This window comes from Rhodococcus sp. G6(2025) (assembly GCF_058628105.1).
Window position 1 is genome coordinate 1,810,178 of the sequence record NZ_CP179750.1, and the last position, 14,641, is coordinate 1,824,818.

General features: G+C 64.4%; 11 protein-coding genes and 1 pseudogene. 4 read left to right on the top strand and 8 right to left on the bottom strand.

Features of this window, described 5'->3' with window-relative positions; all coding sequences use genetic code 11:
* Positions 1 to 364 precede the first annotated feature (364 nt).
* The 4 genes and pseudogenes from ACLIVD_RS08340 to ACLIVD_RS08355 form a co-directional block, all read right to left on the bottom strand.
* A complete protein-coding gene (locus tag ACLIVD_RS08340) occupies positions 365 to 634 on the bottom strand; it encodes a hypothetical protein (RefSeq protein ID WP_317570056.1) in 270 nt (89 codons plus the stop codon).
* 168 nt (positions 635 to 802) lie between these two features.
* A pseudogene (locus tag ACLIVD_RS08345) lies at positions 803 to 883 on the bottom strand (SDR family oxidoreductase); the annotation flags it as partial.
* 253 nt (positions 884 to 1,136) lie between these two features.
* On the bottom strand, positions 1,137 to 1,970 hold the full coding sequence (locus tag ACLIVD_RS08350; RefSeq protein ID WP_317570057.1) for a MurR/RpiR family transcriptional regulator: 834 nt from the start codon (positions 1,968 to 1,970) through the stop codon (positions 1,137 to 1,139).
* Between the two features lie 39 nt (positions 1,971 to 2,009).
* A complete protein-coding gene (locus tag ACLIVD_RS08355; RefSeq protein ID WP_283333365.1) occupies positions 2,010 to 2,306 on the bottom strand; it encodes a putative quinol monooxygenase in 297 nt (98 codons plus the stop codon).
* 72 nt (positions 2,307 to 2,378) lie between these two features.
* Between ACLIVD_RS08355 and ACLIVD_RS08360 the strand changes: the two genes are divergently transcribed.
* Positions 2,379 to 3,788 (top strand): MFS transporter, encoded by a 1,410-nt coding sequence (locus ACLIVD_RS08360; RefSeq protein WP_491932252.1) that lies wholly within the window; start codon positions 2,379 to 2,381, stop codon positions 3,786 to 3,788.
* Between the two features lie 73 nt (positions 3,789 to 3,861).
* Entirely contained in the window at positions 3,862 to 5,187 is a 1,326-nt protein-coding gene (locus ACLIVD_RS08365) for a metal-dependent hydrolase family protein (RefSeq protein ID WP_283333367.1), read from the top strand.
* Between the two features lie 414 nt (positions 5,188 to 5,601).
* On the opposite strand, the gene ACLIVD_RS08370 is transcribed toward ACLIVD_RS08365, so the two are convergent.
* Complete coding sequence (locus tag ACLIVD_RS08370; RefSeq protein ID WP_283333368.1) at positions 5,602 to 6,666, bottom strand: Lrp/AsnC family transcriptional regulator; 1,065 nt, start codon at positions 6,664 to 6,666, stop codon at positions 5,602 to 5,604.
* 206 nt (positions 6,667 to 6,872) lie between these two features.
* On the opposite strand from ACLIVD_RS08370, the gene ACLIVD_RS08375 reads away from it, so the two are divergent.
* Both ACLIVD_RS08375 and ACLIVD_RS08380 read left to right on the top strand, forming a co-directional pair.
* Positions 6,873 to 8,363: an AbgT family transporter gene (locus tag ACLIVD_RS08375; RefSeq protein ID WP_491932253.1), complete on the top strand. Its 1,491-nt coding sequence runs from the start codon at positions 6,873 to 6,875 to the stop codon at positions 8,361 to 8,363.
* 56 nt (positions 8,364 to 8,419) lie between these two features.
* Positions 8,420 to 9,646 (top strand): metal-dependent hydrolase family protein, encoded by a 1,227-nt coding sequence (locus ACLIVD_RS08380; RefSeq protein ID WP_491932254.1) that lies wholly within the window; start codon positions 8,420 to 8,422, stop codon positions 9,644 to 9,646.
* A 987-nt stretch (positions 9,647 to 10,633) separates the two neighbouring features.
* Here ACLIVD_RS08380 and ACLIVD_RS08385 read toward each other — a convergent pair.
* From ACLIVD_RS08385 to ACLIVD_RS08395, 3 genes are read right to left on the bottom strand one after another with little or no spacing between them, the layout of a single operon-like run.
* Positions 10,634 to 11,563, bottom strand: a complete 930-nt coding sequence (locus tag ACLIVD_RS08385; RefSeq protein WP_283333371.1) for a poly(ethylene terephthalate) hydrolase family protein — start codon at positions 11,561 to 11,563, stop codon at positions 10,634 to 10,636.
* A 25-nt stretch (positions 11,564 to 11,588) separates the two neighbouring features.
* Entirely contained in the window at positions 11,589 to 13,352 is a 1,764-nt protein-coding gene (locus tag ACLIVD_RS08390) for a CocE/NonD family hydrolase (RefSeq protein ID WP_491932255.1), read from the bottom strand.
* A gap of 46 nt (positions 13,353 to 13,398) precedes the next feature.
* Positions 13,399 to 14,634 carry an MFS transporter gene (locus ACLIVD_RS08395; RefSeq protein WP_283333373.1) on the bottom strand — a complete coding sequence of 412 codons (1,236 nt, stop codon included), beginning with the start codon at positions 14,632 to 14,634 and terminating at the stop codon, positions 13,399 to 13,401.
* Between the last annotated feature and the right edge of the window lie 7 nt (positions 14,635 to 14,641).

The following is a 14,641-nucleotide window of genomic DNA, read 5'->3' on the forward strand; positions in this document are numbered from 1 at the left end:
AACGGGCTGTGATCGACCGCGCAGAGGTGAGCTGGCGGAGGGAGCTGCCGTTCTCGGCCATCGGGTGACCGCCTGCGCCGATCCGCCGAGGTTGACCCCGACGCCGGGAATCGCAGTGGCCGAGGCGAACGGGGTTCCCCCCCCGGGGGTCTCGTCATCGAACTTCGATCCGGGACACACTCGAACGGATTTGGGTTCTTCAGAACTTCCTGAAAGCGTCGAGGTTGGCGAACACCTCACCAGCCATGAAGAGGTTGGTATCGGCAGTCTCGTTGGGCCAGCGCGAAATATGGGGAGAAGCGGAACTGCCGATACGTGGGGCCGATCCCGCCACCGTGCGGCGTCATGAACCGTCGGCACCATCTCACCACGTTGTGGGTGGCGACCATCCTCTCGCCCTGAGCGACCCGTTGACCTTCACGGTGCCGAAGGCGCCATCCATCCTCAGCCAGATGTACTCAACCACAACAGAATTTCCAGTGTTGCCGATGAACCTCGGCCCGCCGGGACAGAACACGCCGAGGCACGCGTCGATATGATTGGTTTGCGAGCCGAATGGCAGATGGAGACCGGTCTTCGCGGGCTTGGCCTCGAATGGCGCGATGCCTTCGACCGCTATCTCGTTGTCGTTCATCAGCGTGACGATTCGATGTGCGCAGGGAAGATTTGGTGGTGCCGTCGAGTTCAGGCAGAGCTCTCCCAAGATTCGAAGCCGACGCGACCAACTCCGTGTCGGCGGGGTCCAGGGGATGCTTCTGCAGGGTCGATGCCGCGGGATATCCTCCGAGTGGTGGTCGCGGTGTTATCGGGACAGCCATCCACCGTCGACCGACAGGGCGGTGCCGGTGACGTAGGAGGATGCGGCCGAGGCGAGGAAGACGGCTGCGACGCCGACGACGTGGCGGCGTCACGGTGGCCGGGGTGGTGGACCGCAGGGCTCGGATCACGTCTGCGGTGATCGGCGGCTGCGACGGATCGCAAGAGGTACGTGAAAGCTCGCTGCCCAGCGCTCATCGCCCGCGTCGAGGCCGGTTTACCCCGCAGGTTCGCCGAAGGGCATGGGACTCGAAGGTGGGCAGGCCGTCGACCACCATGGTCGAAATGATTGGTGGCTGCGACGACTTGCGTGCGGCGCCCTAGGGCTGATCGTCCATGAGGTCGAGAGTTTCCCAGGCCTGTTCGATGCGTCCGACCGAGGAGCGTGCACCGGAGCTTTCGAGCTGGGCGAGGATGGCATGCACGACAGCGACCATGGCTGTCAGCGACGGGGTCGCGTTGATGCCTTCGATCGGGGTGATCACGACGTGGTCGGCGTACGCATTGAGGGGAGACGAGTGCAGGTCGGTGAGAACGGCGATGGACGCGCCCCTCTCGCGTCCAAGTCGGGTCAGTCCACGCAGTGCACGAGTGAGGCGCCACACGTTGATGACGATGAGGCAGTCACGTTCGTCCATCTGCGACACCGATACTGCCTGCGACGTTGCGGGGCCTGCCGCGACGTGGATGTCATATCCGTAGATGGATGCCAGGTAACTGAGGACCTGAGCGGGGCCTGCCCCGGATCCGGTGGTGATCACGACGATGCGGCGAGCCGCGTTGATCGCCTCAGCGACGCTTTTGATGGCAGCGATGTTGGCCGCGGACGAGGCGGTGGCGAGGTTTGCCGCGTCCTGCCTCAGCATTTGCGCGGCGGCATCAGTTGACATGGGGCGCTCGGGGCTCGTTGTGACGAGTGAGGTGAGGTATTCGGCGCGGAGCGCCTTCTTGAGGTCGCTCCACCCCTCGAATTCGAGTTGTTGGGCGGTCCGCACGACGGTGGAGACATTCACCCCGGCGCGCTCGGCGACTTCGCGCGCGGACGCGTAGGAGGCGAACTGCGGCATTTGCGCGAGAACCTGGAGGACCCGGTCTGCCTGAGCCCCCAGGGTTGCACGTTCCGTCCGTTGCGCGAGCATCGTCCCAACCGTCACCTCGGAGCGCCTCTTCCACTGGATCTACGACATGGGCTTTCAAGTGTCGATGGCGACCTGAAACACCTCGCTGGTCGCTGTCACGCTATCACCCGCAGCGTCCAGGATTCCTTGCGAGAACTCTGATCGTGCGGGGGCTGCCTGCCAGGCCTCGTACGCGGACGTATCAGGCCATCTCGCGACGACGACCACGGTGCCGGGATCGTCCGATGTCACGCAGAGCTGGGCCGATACGGCTCCTGACTCCTCGAGTATGCGAGCCCTCGCGTAGTAGCGGACGACGTCGCCGCTGCGTTCCCGGGGCACGTGAAGGGTGAGGATCGTGAGCACGCTCATGAAACAAAGTGTTGCACAGATCACCGTCATGCATCTAATGTTGCGCCGCAACGACGGTGAACGGAGATCGACATGACCACCTCTGCGGGTGCGACAGAAACGCAAAACGCTGCCCTCCTGGCGCGACTGGACAATCTGGAACCCGGGAAACCTCACCGGCGTCTGATGTTGATGGGCGGCCTCGGCTACACCTTCGACTCGTTCGACGGCGCCCTCATGGGCTACGCGCTCTCCGCGCTCATCATCATCTGGCACATCCCCTCCGAGGTCGGCGGATGGCTGTTGTCGTCGATCTTCTTCGGGTATCTGATCGGCGCGCTGGTTGCCGGTGTTCTCGCCGACCGCTTCGGTCGACGGAAGCTGATGATGACGTCGCTGCTCATCTTCTGCGCGTGCAGCCTGCTAATGGGCACCGCGACCTCCCTGCCGGAGCTGTTCATCTGGCGTGCGCTTGCCGGTATCGGAATCGGCGCGGAGACCGCGCTCATCGCCCCTTACATCTCCGAGTTCCTCCCCGCTCGTGTCCGCGGCAAGTTCGTCACCAGGACCGTCGGGTTCCTCGCGTTCGGCTACGTCCTCGCCGGATTGGTCGCTCCGTTGGTCATCTCTCCCCACCCCGCGGTGGGATGGCGGATCGCCGCGGTCCTCTGTGCGCTTCCGGTGGTCCTGCTGCTGTGGTGGCGACGCAAGCTCCCCGAATCGCCCCGCTACCTGCTGGCCAAAGGCCGGATCGAGGAGGCGGCCGACGTGGTCGAGAAGATGGAACGCGAATCCGGCGTCACGCCGGCGGGGGCTCCACCGGTCACCGTCGACACCGCGAAGGGTGCTGCATCCGCATCGCCCCCGGTTGCCCCGCAGCGGGGTGTGCTCGCTCCGCTGGCCGGATTGTGGACAGGAGGATTAGCCCGCACGACGATCATGATCTGGCTGCTGTGGTTCATTCTGATCGGAGTCAACTACGGATTCTCCTCGTGGCTTCCCTCGCTTCTGGTGCTGGAGAAGGGAATCACGCTGACGAATTCCTTCCTCATCGCTCTCGTCACCTCTCTCGCACAGATTCCCGGCTACTACGTCGCCAGCGTGCTGATCGATCGGATGGAGCGGAAGTGGCTCCTCGCCGTCTACGCACTCGGAGCGACGAGCGGTGCGATCGTCGTGGCTTTCGCCGACACCACGCCGGTCCTCGTGCTCGGTTCCGCCCTGCTGGCGGCGTTCACGAATGGGGCGGCTGGCGTGTACTACACGTACACCGCGGAGCTCTATCCGACCGCGGTGCGTGCCACGGCCATGGGCACAGCCTCGGCCGTGGGCCGTCTCGGAGCGATCACCGCACCGATCGCTATCGGCTACCTTTTCGCGCGCATTGGATGGATCAACGTGTTCCTGGTCCTGGTGGGCGCCCTGGTCCTGGCCGTAGCCGTGGTGGTGGCCTTCGGCGCACGCACCTCGGGCCGCAGCCTCGACGTGCCCGCCGTCCACTGACACCCATCGAGCGGCGGCTGAGGACCGCTTCCTTGCCGCCGCGTCAACTATCGAGAACTTTCAAGGAGACGCCATGCGCACTCGGGTAGTAAACGCCCACACGCTCGAACCCTCGACGGGAGAGCGTCAGAAGAATGTGTGGATCGACATCGCCGACGGGCGGATCGCCGCCAGCGGTGCGGGGCAAGCCCCGGCAACGGCCGGTGACATTCGAGTCATCGATGCGGGCGGGGGCACCGTCATGCCCGGCTTGGTCGACGCCCACGTGCATATCCTGGTGACCTCCACAGATGCCGCCGATCGCGCTCAATGGACGCCGGGCTACGCGACGGTGAGGGCGTTGCGGTCGGCGGGCGACATGCTCCGTCGTGGGTTCACCACCGTGCGCGATGTCGGTGGTGCCGACCATGGCATGGCACGTGCCTTGCAGGAGGGCCTGGCCCCCGGGCCGCGGCTGATCTTCGGCGGCAAGGCGCTTTCGCAGACAGGTGGGCACGGCGACTTCCGCTCTCTCAACGACGACTCGCAGCCCTGCTGTCAGCTCAAACCGGACTTCGGACGCATCGCGGACGGCGTCGATGCCGTGCGGCACGCGGCCCGCGACGAGTTCCGTAAGGGCGCGCATCATCTCAAGCTCGTCGTCTCCGGAGGGGTCGCGTCCCCGACCGATGAGATTTCAGCAGTTCAGTACACGCCGGAAGAGATACGTGCCGCCGTGGTGGAGGCCGAGAATCACAACCGGTACGTCACGGTGCACGCCTACCACCCGCGCGCGGTGAACCAGGCGCTGAAGGCCGGGGTGCGATGCGTCGAGCACGGGAACCTCATCGACGACGAGTCGATCCGTCTGCTCGTCGAACAGGACGCCTTCCTGGTACCGACGATCATCACCTACGAGGCGATGTACGAGGCCGGTGCGGCGTCCGGCCTCTCCGCAGGATCACTGAAAAAGCTCGACGAGGTACGCACCGCGGCCGTCGCCGCGCTCGAGCAGGCCCACCGGGCAGGAGTGAACCTGGTCTACGGTAGCGACCTGCTCGGTGACCTGCAGACACGCCAACTCGACGAGTTCACCATCCGTGCGCGCGTCCAGCCGAACATCGATGTGATACGCAGCGCCACCAGCACCGCTGCGCGCCTTCTCGGTATGGAGCGAGAGATCGGCACCCTCGCCCCGGGCGCACTCGCGGACCTGCTCGTGCTGGACGGCGATCCGGAACAGGACCTCGCGGTCCTCACTACACCGGAGCGGCACCTGCGTTATGTGATCCACGGCGGCACCGTCACCGACATCGCCACAGCTCGGCCGCAGTACCGGGCGGCCGATGGGATCTGCTCCGCAACAGCGATGACGCACGCGCACGAAATTCCGGGTCGGATCGCCGCCGAAGCTCGATAGGTTCGAAGAGGATTGGAGATCCGTAGTGAGTGCCGGCCGACTGGTCGTCGCCTCGAACCGACTGGTCGTCGCCTCGAATCGGTATGGGGTAGGTGAGGCCATGGCTGTGTGGCGGACGGGGCCGCAAACGAGTCCGATTCGCGAGGATGGCATGACCGCGGCGCGGACCCAGTCGGCAACGGGCTCGGCGGCGAGGGCATCGAACGTGCCGTCGAGGTGTATCAACGCCAGACCGTGCACCAGCGGCCGCACCGCATCTGTCATCGCGCCCAGGGGTAGTAGGAAACGTCGGCTGCACAATAGATTTGACCTACTCGCGGGTCGCCGCTGTCGCGGCCGCGCGTTCGGCGGGACGAATGCCGGTGGCGCCGGACCTTCCCGGCGATCTTCGAGCGAAGGCCGCAGCAGTGCTGTTCAGTCGAGGTTGCCGACCGATCTCGGGTCGGCGATGGCATCGTTGACCGACGGAAAGTTCAGGGCATCGTCGAGAAGTCGCACCCCGTCTCGGCGAATCCAGTACCGCTTGAGGACTCGTTGGACCATGGAGACTTCGATGTGGTTGATTCCACTCAGGCTAGCCAAGTCGTCAGTTATCAATCGCTCGACGTCCTGCTCGGAACGGAAGCTTCCGATATAGGTCAGTGATGCTGTTCCCGCCACCGTCGCGACCGATCGTGCCGAGGGATGCTTGCTGAGTATTCCGGCGATGGTGGTGAGTTCACCGAGTTGGACGGTCAGATTGATCAGCGCGTCGATGGGGAAGCCGATCAGCCCGGGTTCGATTTCGACGCGGGGCGTCACGATTCCCCGGTCGAGGAGACCCAGGAGCACCCGGTACGCAGTCGACTGCGGAAGGTCGAGGGCCCGCGCGACCTCGGTCGCCCCGATCCGTCCGTTTCGTCGCACGAGGCGTGCCACCCTCCACGCTTCTTCGGTCAGTGTCGCGGACTGAACCGTCTCGGAAACACGAGTGCCTTGGAGACGATCGCACTGTTCCCGGCTGAGTCGATTGAGCCGCCATTCCGCTGCTGTTCTGTGGGACTTGAGGACGGTGTCGGTGCGGCTGGAGACCAGGCCGTCGAGGCCGCTGAGTGTATCGATCAGCAGATCCGCACCATCCGCGCGGTTTCGCGGTTGAACGATTGCAAAGATGTCGCTCGGCCCGGTGGTGATCGCCACGTACTGCGTCTGCTCCAGCTGCGAGACTTCGGCCGCCAGCGACGCAACCAGTTTCGGTTCCGCGGACATCCACACATAGCGTGGCGGTACCTCGTCCAGGGCGGACCAATTGATCTGGGCGACCACCCGGAGGTGGCCGTTGTCGATGAGGCGATTCAGGCGTCGGCTGACCGTCGCGGCACTGACGCCGAGAACCTCGGCGAGGTCCCGGACGCCGGCACGCGGTGACCACTGCAGTGCGGCTATGAGGTCCAGGTCGGTTTCGTTGATGCCTTCGTCGAGGCGTTCGTGGTCGGGCACACCGTCGATCTTAGTGGAGCGCGTGTCGATGCCCTACTCAGTCAACCAGACTGTCATGACTGAATGATGCACTAATTGACTACCAGAGGGTTGACGTTTCTCCAAAGGTCGATAAAGTTGCTGATTGTTGCATTCGAAAGGGTGGAGGAAGCGTGCAGATTGTTGACCGACGCGACGGGCTCATGACTGGAACCTTGATGAGGTTCATGTCCACTGTCGAACGGGTGGGAAATAAGCTTCCACATCCGTTCTGGCTGTTCGGGATTCTCAGCCTGGTCCTGGCTGCGGCATCTGCCCTGCTTGCTGCCTTCACGGTGAGCGTTGCAATGCCCGGGAGCGGAGACACGGTTGCCGTTCGCAGCTTGGCATCGTCGGACGGAATCACGATGGCGCTGAGCACTGCCGTCGAGAATTTCGTGACCTTCCCGCCTCTGGGAAACGCGCTGGTCATCATGATCGGGGTTGCGGTCGCGGACAAAGCCGGACTCCTGAGTACTGCACTGCGTGCGGCGGTGCTGCGGGTGCCGCCCAAGATGGTCACTTTCGGGCTGGCCTTCACCGCCATGATCGCGCATGTCGCGTCCGATGCTGCATATATCGTGTTGATTCCGTTGGGCGCCATCGTGTATCGGGCAGTTGGTCGCAGCCCCATCCTCGGTATCGTGGTCGCGTTCGTGTCGATATCGGCCGGCACGGATGCCAGCCCACTGATAACTCCGACCGACGTCATCTTGTCCGGCCTGACCACCGCGGCCGCGCACACAATCGACTCCGCGGTCACAGTCGGGCCGGTCGCGAACTACTACTTCTCCCTCGCCTCCTCAGTAGTACTTGCCCTGATCATCACGCTGGTCGTCGAACTGTTCATCGCCAAACGCGTCGAACAAGACGGTTACGACCTGCCTGCCGAGACCGAGGACGAAATCAACGCGCGCGGCCTGACCGCGGACCAGCGGCGCGGGTTGCGTAACAGTGCGGTGTGTACCGCCATACTGCTCATGCTGATCGGGTTGGCATTGCTCCCGTCCGGGTCACCGCTGCGCGGAGAGGGCGGCGCACTGCTGGAATCCCCAGTGGTATCCGAGATTGCAGTCGTGTTGTCGCTGATGTTCGCCGTCACCGGTGCCATTTACGGCATGGCGGTGGGAACGGTGCGTACCAGCCGCGACATACCCGAGCTGATCACGGCGGGTCTGCGCGACATCGCGCCGATCGTGATGTTGTTCTTCGCAGTGTCCCAGTTCCTGGCGTACTTTCGATGGACCCACATCGGCGAGGTCATCGCGGTGCAGGGCGCAGGCCTACTGAAGGCCGCCGATGCGCACACCCTGGTGATCGCGGCCGGACTACTCATCCTCGTCAGCTTGATCAACTTGATCATTACCAGCGGATCGGCGATGTGGTCATTGATCGCACCCATCTTCGTGCCGATGTTGATGCTCCTCGACATTCCCCCGCAGACGACACAAGCGCTGTATCGCATCGCTGATTCATGCTCAAACGTCGTCACACCCATGGGTGTCTACTTCATCCTGGCCCTGGGATTCGTCCAGCAGTACCGCAAGAATGCCGGAATCGGAACCCTCGCCGCCATGACCGCCCCGATAGCGATGGCGATGTTCCTCGGCTGGGTCCTGCTGTTTGTCATGTGGTGGATCCTCGGCCTTCCCCTCGGACCCGGATACCCCGTCCGATAACCGCCCCGCACGCGCCGATCGTGGCGCGCAGCCTCACCTCGAAAAGGGAGAAACAGGTGTCATACCTGCTCGTTCGCAACGGAAACGTGCTCACCGAAGACTGCACGGGATACGCCTCGGTCGATCTACTGTCCCGGAACGGACAGATCGTAGAAATGGCTCAAGGCATCGAGCCACCGCCTGACTGCGCCGTAATCGATGCGCGTGGCCGGTCGATTCTCCCCGGTTTCGTGGACTGCCACGTCCATTCCACCGCGGTCACCGCCGACACCACGTTGCTCAGAACGCTGCCACCGAGCTACGTCACCGCCGGCGCCACACAAATCCTCGGAAACATGCTCGCCCGCGGGTTCACAACCGTCCGCGATGTCGGGGGCGCCGACTTCGGTCTCGCACGCGCGATCGACGAAGGACTGATCCGCGGCCCGCGCCTGATCTTCGGAGGAAAGGCACTGAGCCAGACCGGCGGCCACGGCGACAAGCGCTCCCCAGGAGTTCAGGCATCCGACGACCATCCCTACTGCGGTGGATCCTGTCGTGTCGTCGATGGCGTCGAAAACGTCCGCTTGGCGGTCAGAGAGGAACTACGCCGAGGCGCCAACCACATCAAGCTCATGGCATCGGGCGGTGTCGCCTCGCCGACCGACCACATCAACTCGACTCAGTATTCGATACCGGAACTGGAAGCGGCTGTCGCAGAAGCAACCGCCGTCGGCTCATACGTGACCGTCCACGCCTACGCCCCGGCCGCCATCAACCGAGCACTACGCGCCGGAGCTCGCTGCGTCGAACACGGCAACCTACTCGACGATGACAGCATCGTCCTACTGAAGGAACTGAACGCCTACCTTGTGCCCACTCTGGTCACCTACTGGGCACTCGAACGCGAGGGTCGCGAACACGGACTTTCGGAAACCAGTTGGCGGAAGGTCGCAGAAGTGCTCGAAGGCAGTATCGATGCTCTGCGGCGAGCCTCGGACGCCGACGTGAACATCGCGTTCGGGTCAGACCTCCTGGGAGGCATGCATAAGTATCAGAGCGAGGAATTCCGCATCCGCAGCAAGGTGCAGTCACCGACTCAGATCATTCGCTCCGCCACGACAGTCGCGGCACGTCTGCTCCAAATGCCCGACAAAATCGGAATTCTCACACCCGGCGCCTACGCCGACCTGCTCATCTGGGATGCGGATCCCCTCGAGGACGCAGTCGTATTGGCTCAACCGGATCGCTACCTCGAAGCCGTCGTCAAAGATGGTCAGCTCGTGAACCGACCAGACAATTAAGAGCGGGTCTCATGCGGGTGGATCGAGCGCAGTCCACCGAAAACTGCGCGCGCCGGTGTCGCTCGGCAGGACGCCGAGCGACACCGGTAACCCTTCAGTGCAGGGCGGTTTGGAGGGTGTCCTGCGCCAGCTTCTACGGCCCTAGGGCTGCCTTGGGGTCCGGTCGCGGGTGTCGTACGGCTGACCACGTCATCTCCGCAGCTCAGCGCCGGAACGGACGTCTGAAACACCCGAGATGGGCCTGGATGACTGATGCGTGGAGAACGTCGTGTCCGTTGAAGATCAGTTCGACGGTGTTGGATGCGTCGGCCGCGGACAGCGAGATTCGGTTCGCGTGGACGTTTGGGCCGTCGGTGGCGTCCATGAGGAAGGTGACAGTTTTCTGTGCTCGCGTGTCGCATGCGGTGACACCGATGCGTCGACGAGGCCCCATCCGGTCACGAACGTGGATGGATGGATGGGCGGAGGGGTGTTCACCTATAGCGAGCGATGATGCGGGCCTTGGTAGCTCCACGAACTGACTGACCAGTAATCACACGCAAGAGGGACCTCAAATCACACCTGATCCGGCTTGCTGCGGGCAGTTCCGCACACTTGACTCTCATGAGCCGCCGATGAGGCCGCGCGGGGGAGTGGACTGCCTCACCGTCGTGTCACCGGAGGTCTGCACACCTCACGGCTGAAGAGGGGCCTGTAGGTCTCTGCCAGTATGTGGGGTGAGTGACGTAGAAATTCATTACGTGCGACTAAGTCGACACCGCAGCTCAGTACACTTTTGCATTGCACGTTCGGGATGCACCACCCCGCTCTGCGGAGACACAGCGGTCGCGTCGGTGTCGGCTTACAAATCGCCGATCACGTCGGTCATCAAGCGCGACCGCCCTCCGATGTACCGACCCTTGCCGGGAACCGCACGTTGGCGATTGCCGGCGGAGGGTACGGGCCTCGAGCCCTGACGTCGATTGCGGTACGCTTCGGCACCACCGTCTACAGGTTTTTCGTCTGCACTGCCCATCCCGGCTCCGTGCACAATCCGCAGTCCGTGCCGACGAACTGCTTCTTCGTCGGTTCGCTGTTGTGCAGGGTGTAATCGAACCAGTCGGCCACCATGCCGTAGCCGGCAATCATCATCTGCGCGCTGGTGTCGGTGCCGCTGAGCCCGTAGGTGAGGCCACTGTGCCCGGCGGTCTCCTGACTGACCAGGACGGTGGGAACGGTGAGCAGGTCGAAGTTCTCGACGCTGTTTTTCGTCGCCTGGTCCGCCGGCCCGCCGTTGAACAGCAGTGTCGGCACCGTGATGTCGTTTAGCGCGTTCCGCTCGTACCCGAATCGCTTATTGGGGAAGAAGCCGGTGTTCAGTCCCGCTACCGATTTCACGCGCGGATCCGCCGCGGCCAGGAGCGCCTCGACGCCGCCGCAGGACGTGCCCATGACCCCGATCTTGTCGCTGTCGGCCTTGTGGCCCAATTGTTCGGCCGCCTCGTCGGAGTCGACGGCCCAGTCGATGGCATCGGTCAGCCGATCCGGTCGCGCGAGGGTGTCATCGGGGAGCTGGTCGACCGGCAACTCGTCGAGCGCACCGTTCGCGATCACGATGTAACCTTGCGCGGCCACCCCGCTGAGGAAGCTGGTGACCGCGATGTTGCTGGTCCGGCAGCCCCCGTTGGCCCACGCGAGGACGGGCACACTGCTGTCGGGGAACGCACTCAGGTCAGCAGGATGGTAGACGGTGTGCCCGTCGAGTCCGTTCGTCCTTTCCCGCACCGTCGCGTGGTAGTCGTCCCGCGATGAGGCGGCGGCTGCGGGTTCCTCCGCCGACGCCGTAGATTCTGCCGAGGAGCACCCGGTCAGGGCGAGGCCTCCCAAGATTGACAATCCGGCCAGCGCGGATACCGCCCGTAGATGGTTGTAGCGCATATTGTCTCCTTCAAGTCTGAAGTGGTCAGGACTGAGCGACGGGAAGCTGGACGAGCGACGGGGAGCTCGGATCGGACACGATCTCGACGGTCGACCCTTGTGCATCGGGCAGCGGGATCGTCTCGCGGTGGTCGTAACCGGTCACCGTGACCTGGATGCGGTGGCCGGCGCGGAACACGTACGACATCGGGAGGATGTCGAACCGCATCCGGGTCGCCTCGCCCGGTGTGAGCGGTTGCGCGTCTTCCCGGTACGACCGGTGGAACGGCACTTCCGCGGGAAGTTCGTACGGTGCCTCGGTCTCCGCGCGCAGCGATGCGGTGAGTCGGCCCTCTGTGATCACGGAGACCGTGCCGTCCGGTGCGACATCCTCGATGTAGGCGAAGATGTGGGCGTCGTCGCGGTCAACGCGCACGGTCACGTCGGCGATCGGGGTGCCGGTGACCTCCGTGTCCTTCTCGAGTGCTGCCCCGACGAACGAGGCCCCGGCGCCGGGGACGTGGCAGGGCTGGACGGTAGAACCCTCGCCGGCGTCGGGGCACTCCACTACGGTGTCGACCGTGAATCGCGATGTCCCGGGCGCGGTGGAACCCAGGACGCCGTCGCCGCCGAGGGCGAAGTCGGTGAGCCCGGACGAGGTTGGTGGCCACGATTCGGCTGTGCGCCAGCCGATGTCACCGGTGGGGTCGTCGATGGAGTCCACTATGGCGTATCGGATCGGGGGTGCTTCGTCGATGCCGGTGTCGATGCCCTTGAGGTGAAAGTCGAAGAACCGCTGCGCTTCCTGAACGAGTGCCAGACCAGGGTTCTCGCAGTGCCGCCAGGGACCGATCAGCAGCTTCGATCCGGAGGTGTTCAGTGCCGTGACGATGCCCTGGTCGCGGAATTCGTCGCGCCAGCCGCCGACGATGTACAGCGGCACCTGTGACTCCCGGATTTGATCGGCGTAGGTGCTCAGGCTGCCTTCGGCCCAGAAGCGGGATCCCACCAGCGTCGAGTAGTCGTCGCGGTAGGGCATACCTGCCCACATCTGTGCGAGCGGGGTGGAGAGTTGGTGCTGCTCGGCGGCTTGGCGCAGGAGAGTCTTGTCGTCGTCGCCGGAGACCGGGGTCAGTGCAAGATCGTCCTCTACCTTGCGTGTGGGGCCGTATCCCCACTGTGCGGCGATGCCGCCTCGGCGCATGGCGTCGTACTTGTTCCACGAGAAGCAGCCCGCGAAGGCCGCCTTCAGGTGTGGCGGACGCATGCTGACGGCGTGCATGGCAGCATCGCCGGTGTTCGAGCAGCCGTAGACCCCGACCTGCCCGTTCGACCACGGTTGGGTGGCGAGCCACTCGGTGACGTCATAGGCGTCCTGCGCCTCCACGCGGTCGTGGTATCCGCGGCGCACCCCGAACGACTGCCCGTTACCGCGGCGTGCGACCTGCGCGACGACGTAGCCCTGGTCGGACATGGACGTGAGGTTCGAGTAACCGGCCTCTTTCGGGCCGACACCGTCCTTCGGGCTCGGATAGATGTCGAGCTTGTGATGCCAGATCACCGGGAACCGTCCGTCGACAGCCTGCCCGTTTTCGGCCGGCCTGTGCAGCAGGACCGCCAGCTTCGTTCCGTCGCTCATCGGAACGTAGAACGTCTCGGTGGTGCGCTCGGTGAACTGCGGGGTGGGCGCGTACTCGGCAAAATCTGCTGCAATCTCCCCACTTTCACCGATTCGTGGCACGACCACCGCCAGGCCGGCCACGACGGCAACTGCGATCAGACCGGCGAGAAACCAGCGAATTCTCGACATCATTTCCTCCGAGGACGTTGCGGGAACGCGTCCAGCCGGCCGAACGTCAGCTTCGGGCAGGACGCTTGTCGTCCGTGCGAGTGCGCGGACGGGTAGTGCGCGGCGTGCGCGCGAGGACCGCACCGCACACCAGACAGGCGAGTGTTCCGACGGCCATTGCCCAGCGCGCGGACGCACCGTCGACGATCGAACCGGCGATGATCGCCCCGACGGGGGCGACACCGACACTGCTCATGGTCAGCAGCGCCGAGGACCGGCCGAGAAGATGGGACGGGCTCAGGGTCTGGACGGCACTGCCCAACGAGCTTTGGAATGCACCCAACCCTAGACCGATAATGGGTGAAACAACAAGGAAAACAACAATATTGGGAGACAGTGCCGCGCAGGCCAGCGCGCCGCCGAGGACCATGGTGGCGAGTGCGACGACGCGGAGACGCACCTGGGCCAGCGTGGAGACGACGAGTCCACCCACGACCGCGCCGACCGCATTGAGTGCGTGCGCGGCACCGAGCTGCGGGGCACCGGCGTCGAGGCTGATGGTCACCATCGCCGTGACGACCACCATGAAATTCATCGCCAGCACTGTCACCGCGACGTTGGTCGCGAACAGTCTCCGCAACGTCCGGTCGGCCAGTAATGTGCCGATGGCACTGCGCGCTTCGTCCGAGTCGGCGGGTCGAACGGGACGCGCCACGAACCGCTTCGCGTTCATCGAACACATCGCCAGGATCACGAATCCGTAGGTCGCGGCGTTGATGCCGAAACACGTGGCCGGACCGGCCACTGCGTAGGCGATGCCGGCGATGCCCGGGCCGATCGACCGGGCCGCCGACAGGGCAACGGTATTGAGCGATACCGCCACCCCGAGTTCACGTGCTCCGACGAGTTCGAACAGGAATGCTTGGCCCGCCGTGCGGTCGAACGCCTGCACCACCCCGGAGAACGCGACGATTGCGAGCAAGATGGGAAGGTGGTCGATGCCGGAGCTCGCCGCAAGAGCGAGCATCGCCGCGGCGAGCGAGGACAGTGCCGCGGTGACGAACAGGATTGACCGGGGACGGAACGTGTCCGCGGCAGCACCGGCCACGGCGGAAAGCAGCAGGATCGGTGCGAACTGGCATACCGTGACGAGGGCGAGTGCGCGGGCGCTCTCGGTTTCCTCGACAATCCACAGGCTCAATGCCAGGTTCTGGAACCAGACACCGGTATTGGAGGCGATCTGGCCGGTGAAATAGAGGGCGAAGTTGCGCCGACGGAGCGGTGGCGGGACGAGGGAAGCCATCGGGGCC

What these genes read in the sequence shown, in the direction of transcription:
- ACLIVD_RS08340 (WP_317570056.1), bottom strand. Translation starts at nt 634, where the DNA reads ATGAACGACAACGAGATAGCGGTCGAAGGCATCGCGCCATTCGAGGCC.
- ACLIVD_RS08355 (WP_283333365.1), bottom strand. Translation starts at nt 2,306, where the DNA reads ATGAGCGTGCTCACGATCCTCACCCTTCACGTGCCCCGGGAACGCAGC.
- ACLIVD_RS08360 (WP_491932252.1), top strand. Translation starts at nt 2,379, where the DNA reads ATGACCACCTCTGCGGGTGCGACAGAAACGCAAAACGCTGCCCTCCTG.
- ACLIVD_RS08365 (WP_283333367.1), top strand. Translation starts at nt 3,862, where the DNA reads ATGCGCACTCGGGTAGTAAACGCCCACACGCTCGAACCCTCGACGGGA.
- ACLIVD_RS08375 (WP_491932253.1), top strand. Translation starts at nt 6,873, where the DNA reads ATGTCCACTGTCGAACGGGTGGGAAATAAGCTTCCACATCCGTTCTGG.
- ACLIVD_RS08385 (WP_283333371.1), bottom strand. Translation starts at nt 11,563, where the DNA reads ATGCGCTACAACCATCTACGGGCGGTATCCGCGCTGGCCGGATTGTCA.
- ACLIVD_RS08390 (WP_491932255.1), bottom strand. Translation starts at nt 13,352, where the DNA reads ATGTCGAGAATTCGCTGGTTTCTCGCCGGTCTGATCGCAGTTGCCGTC.
- ACLIVD_RS08395 (WP_283333373.1), bottom strand. Translation starts at nt 14,634, where the DNA reads ATGGCTTCCCTCGTCCCGCCACCGCTCCGTCGGCGCAACTTCGCCCTC.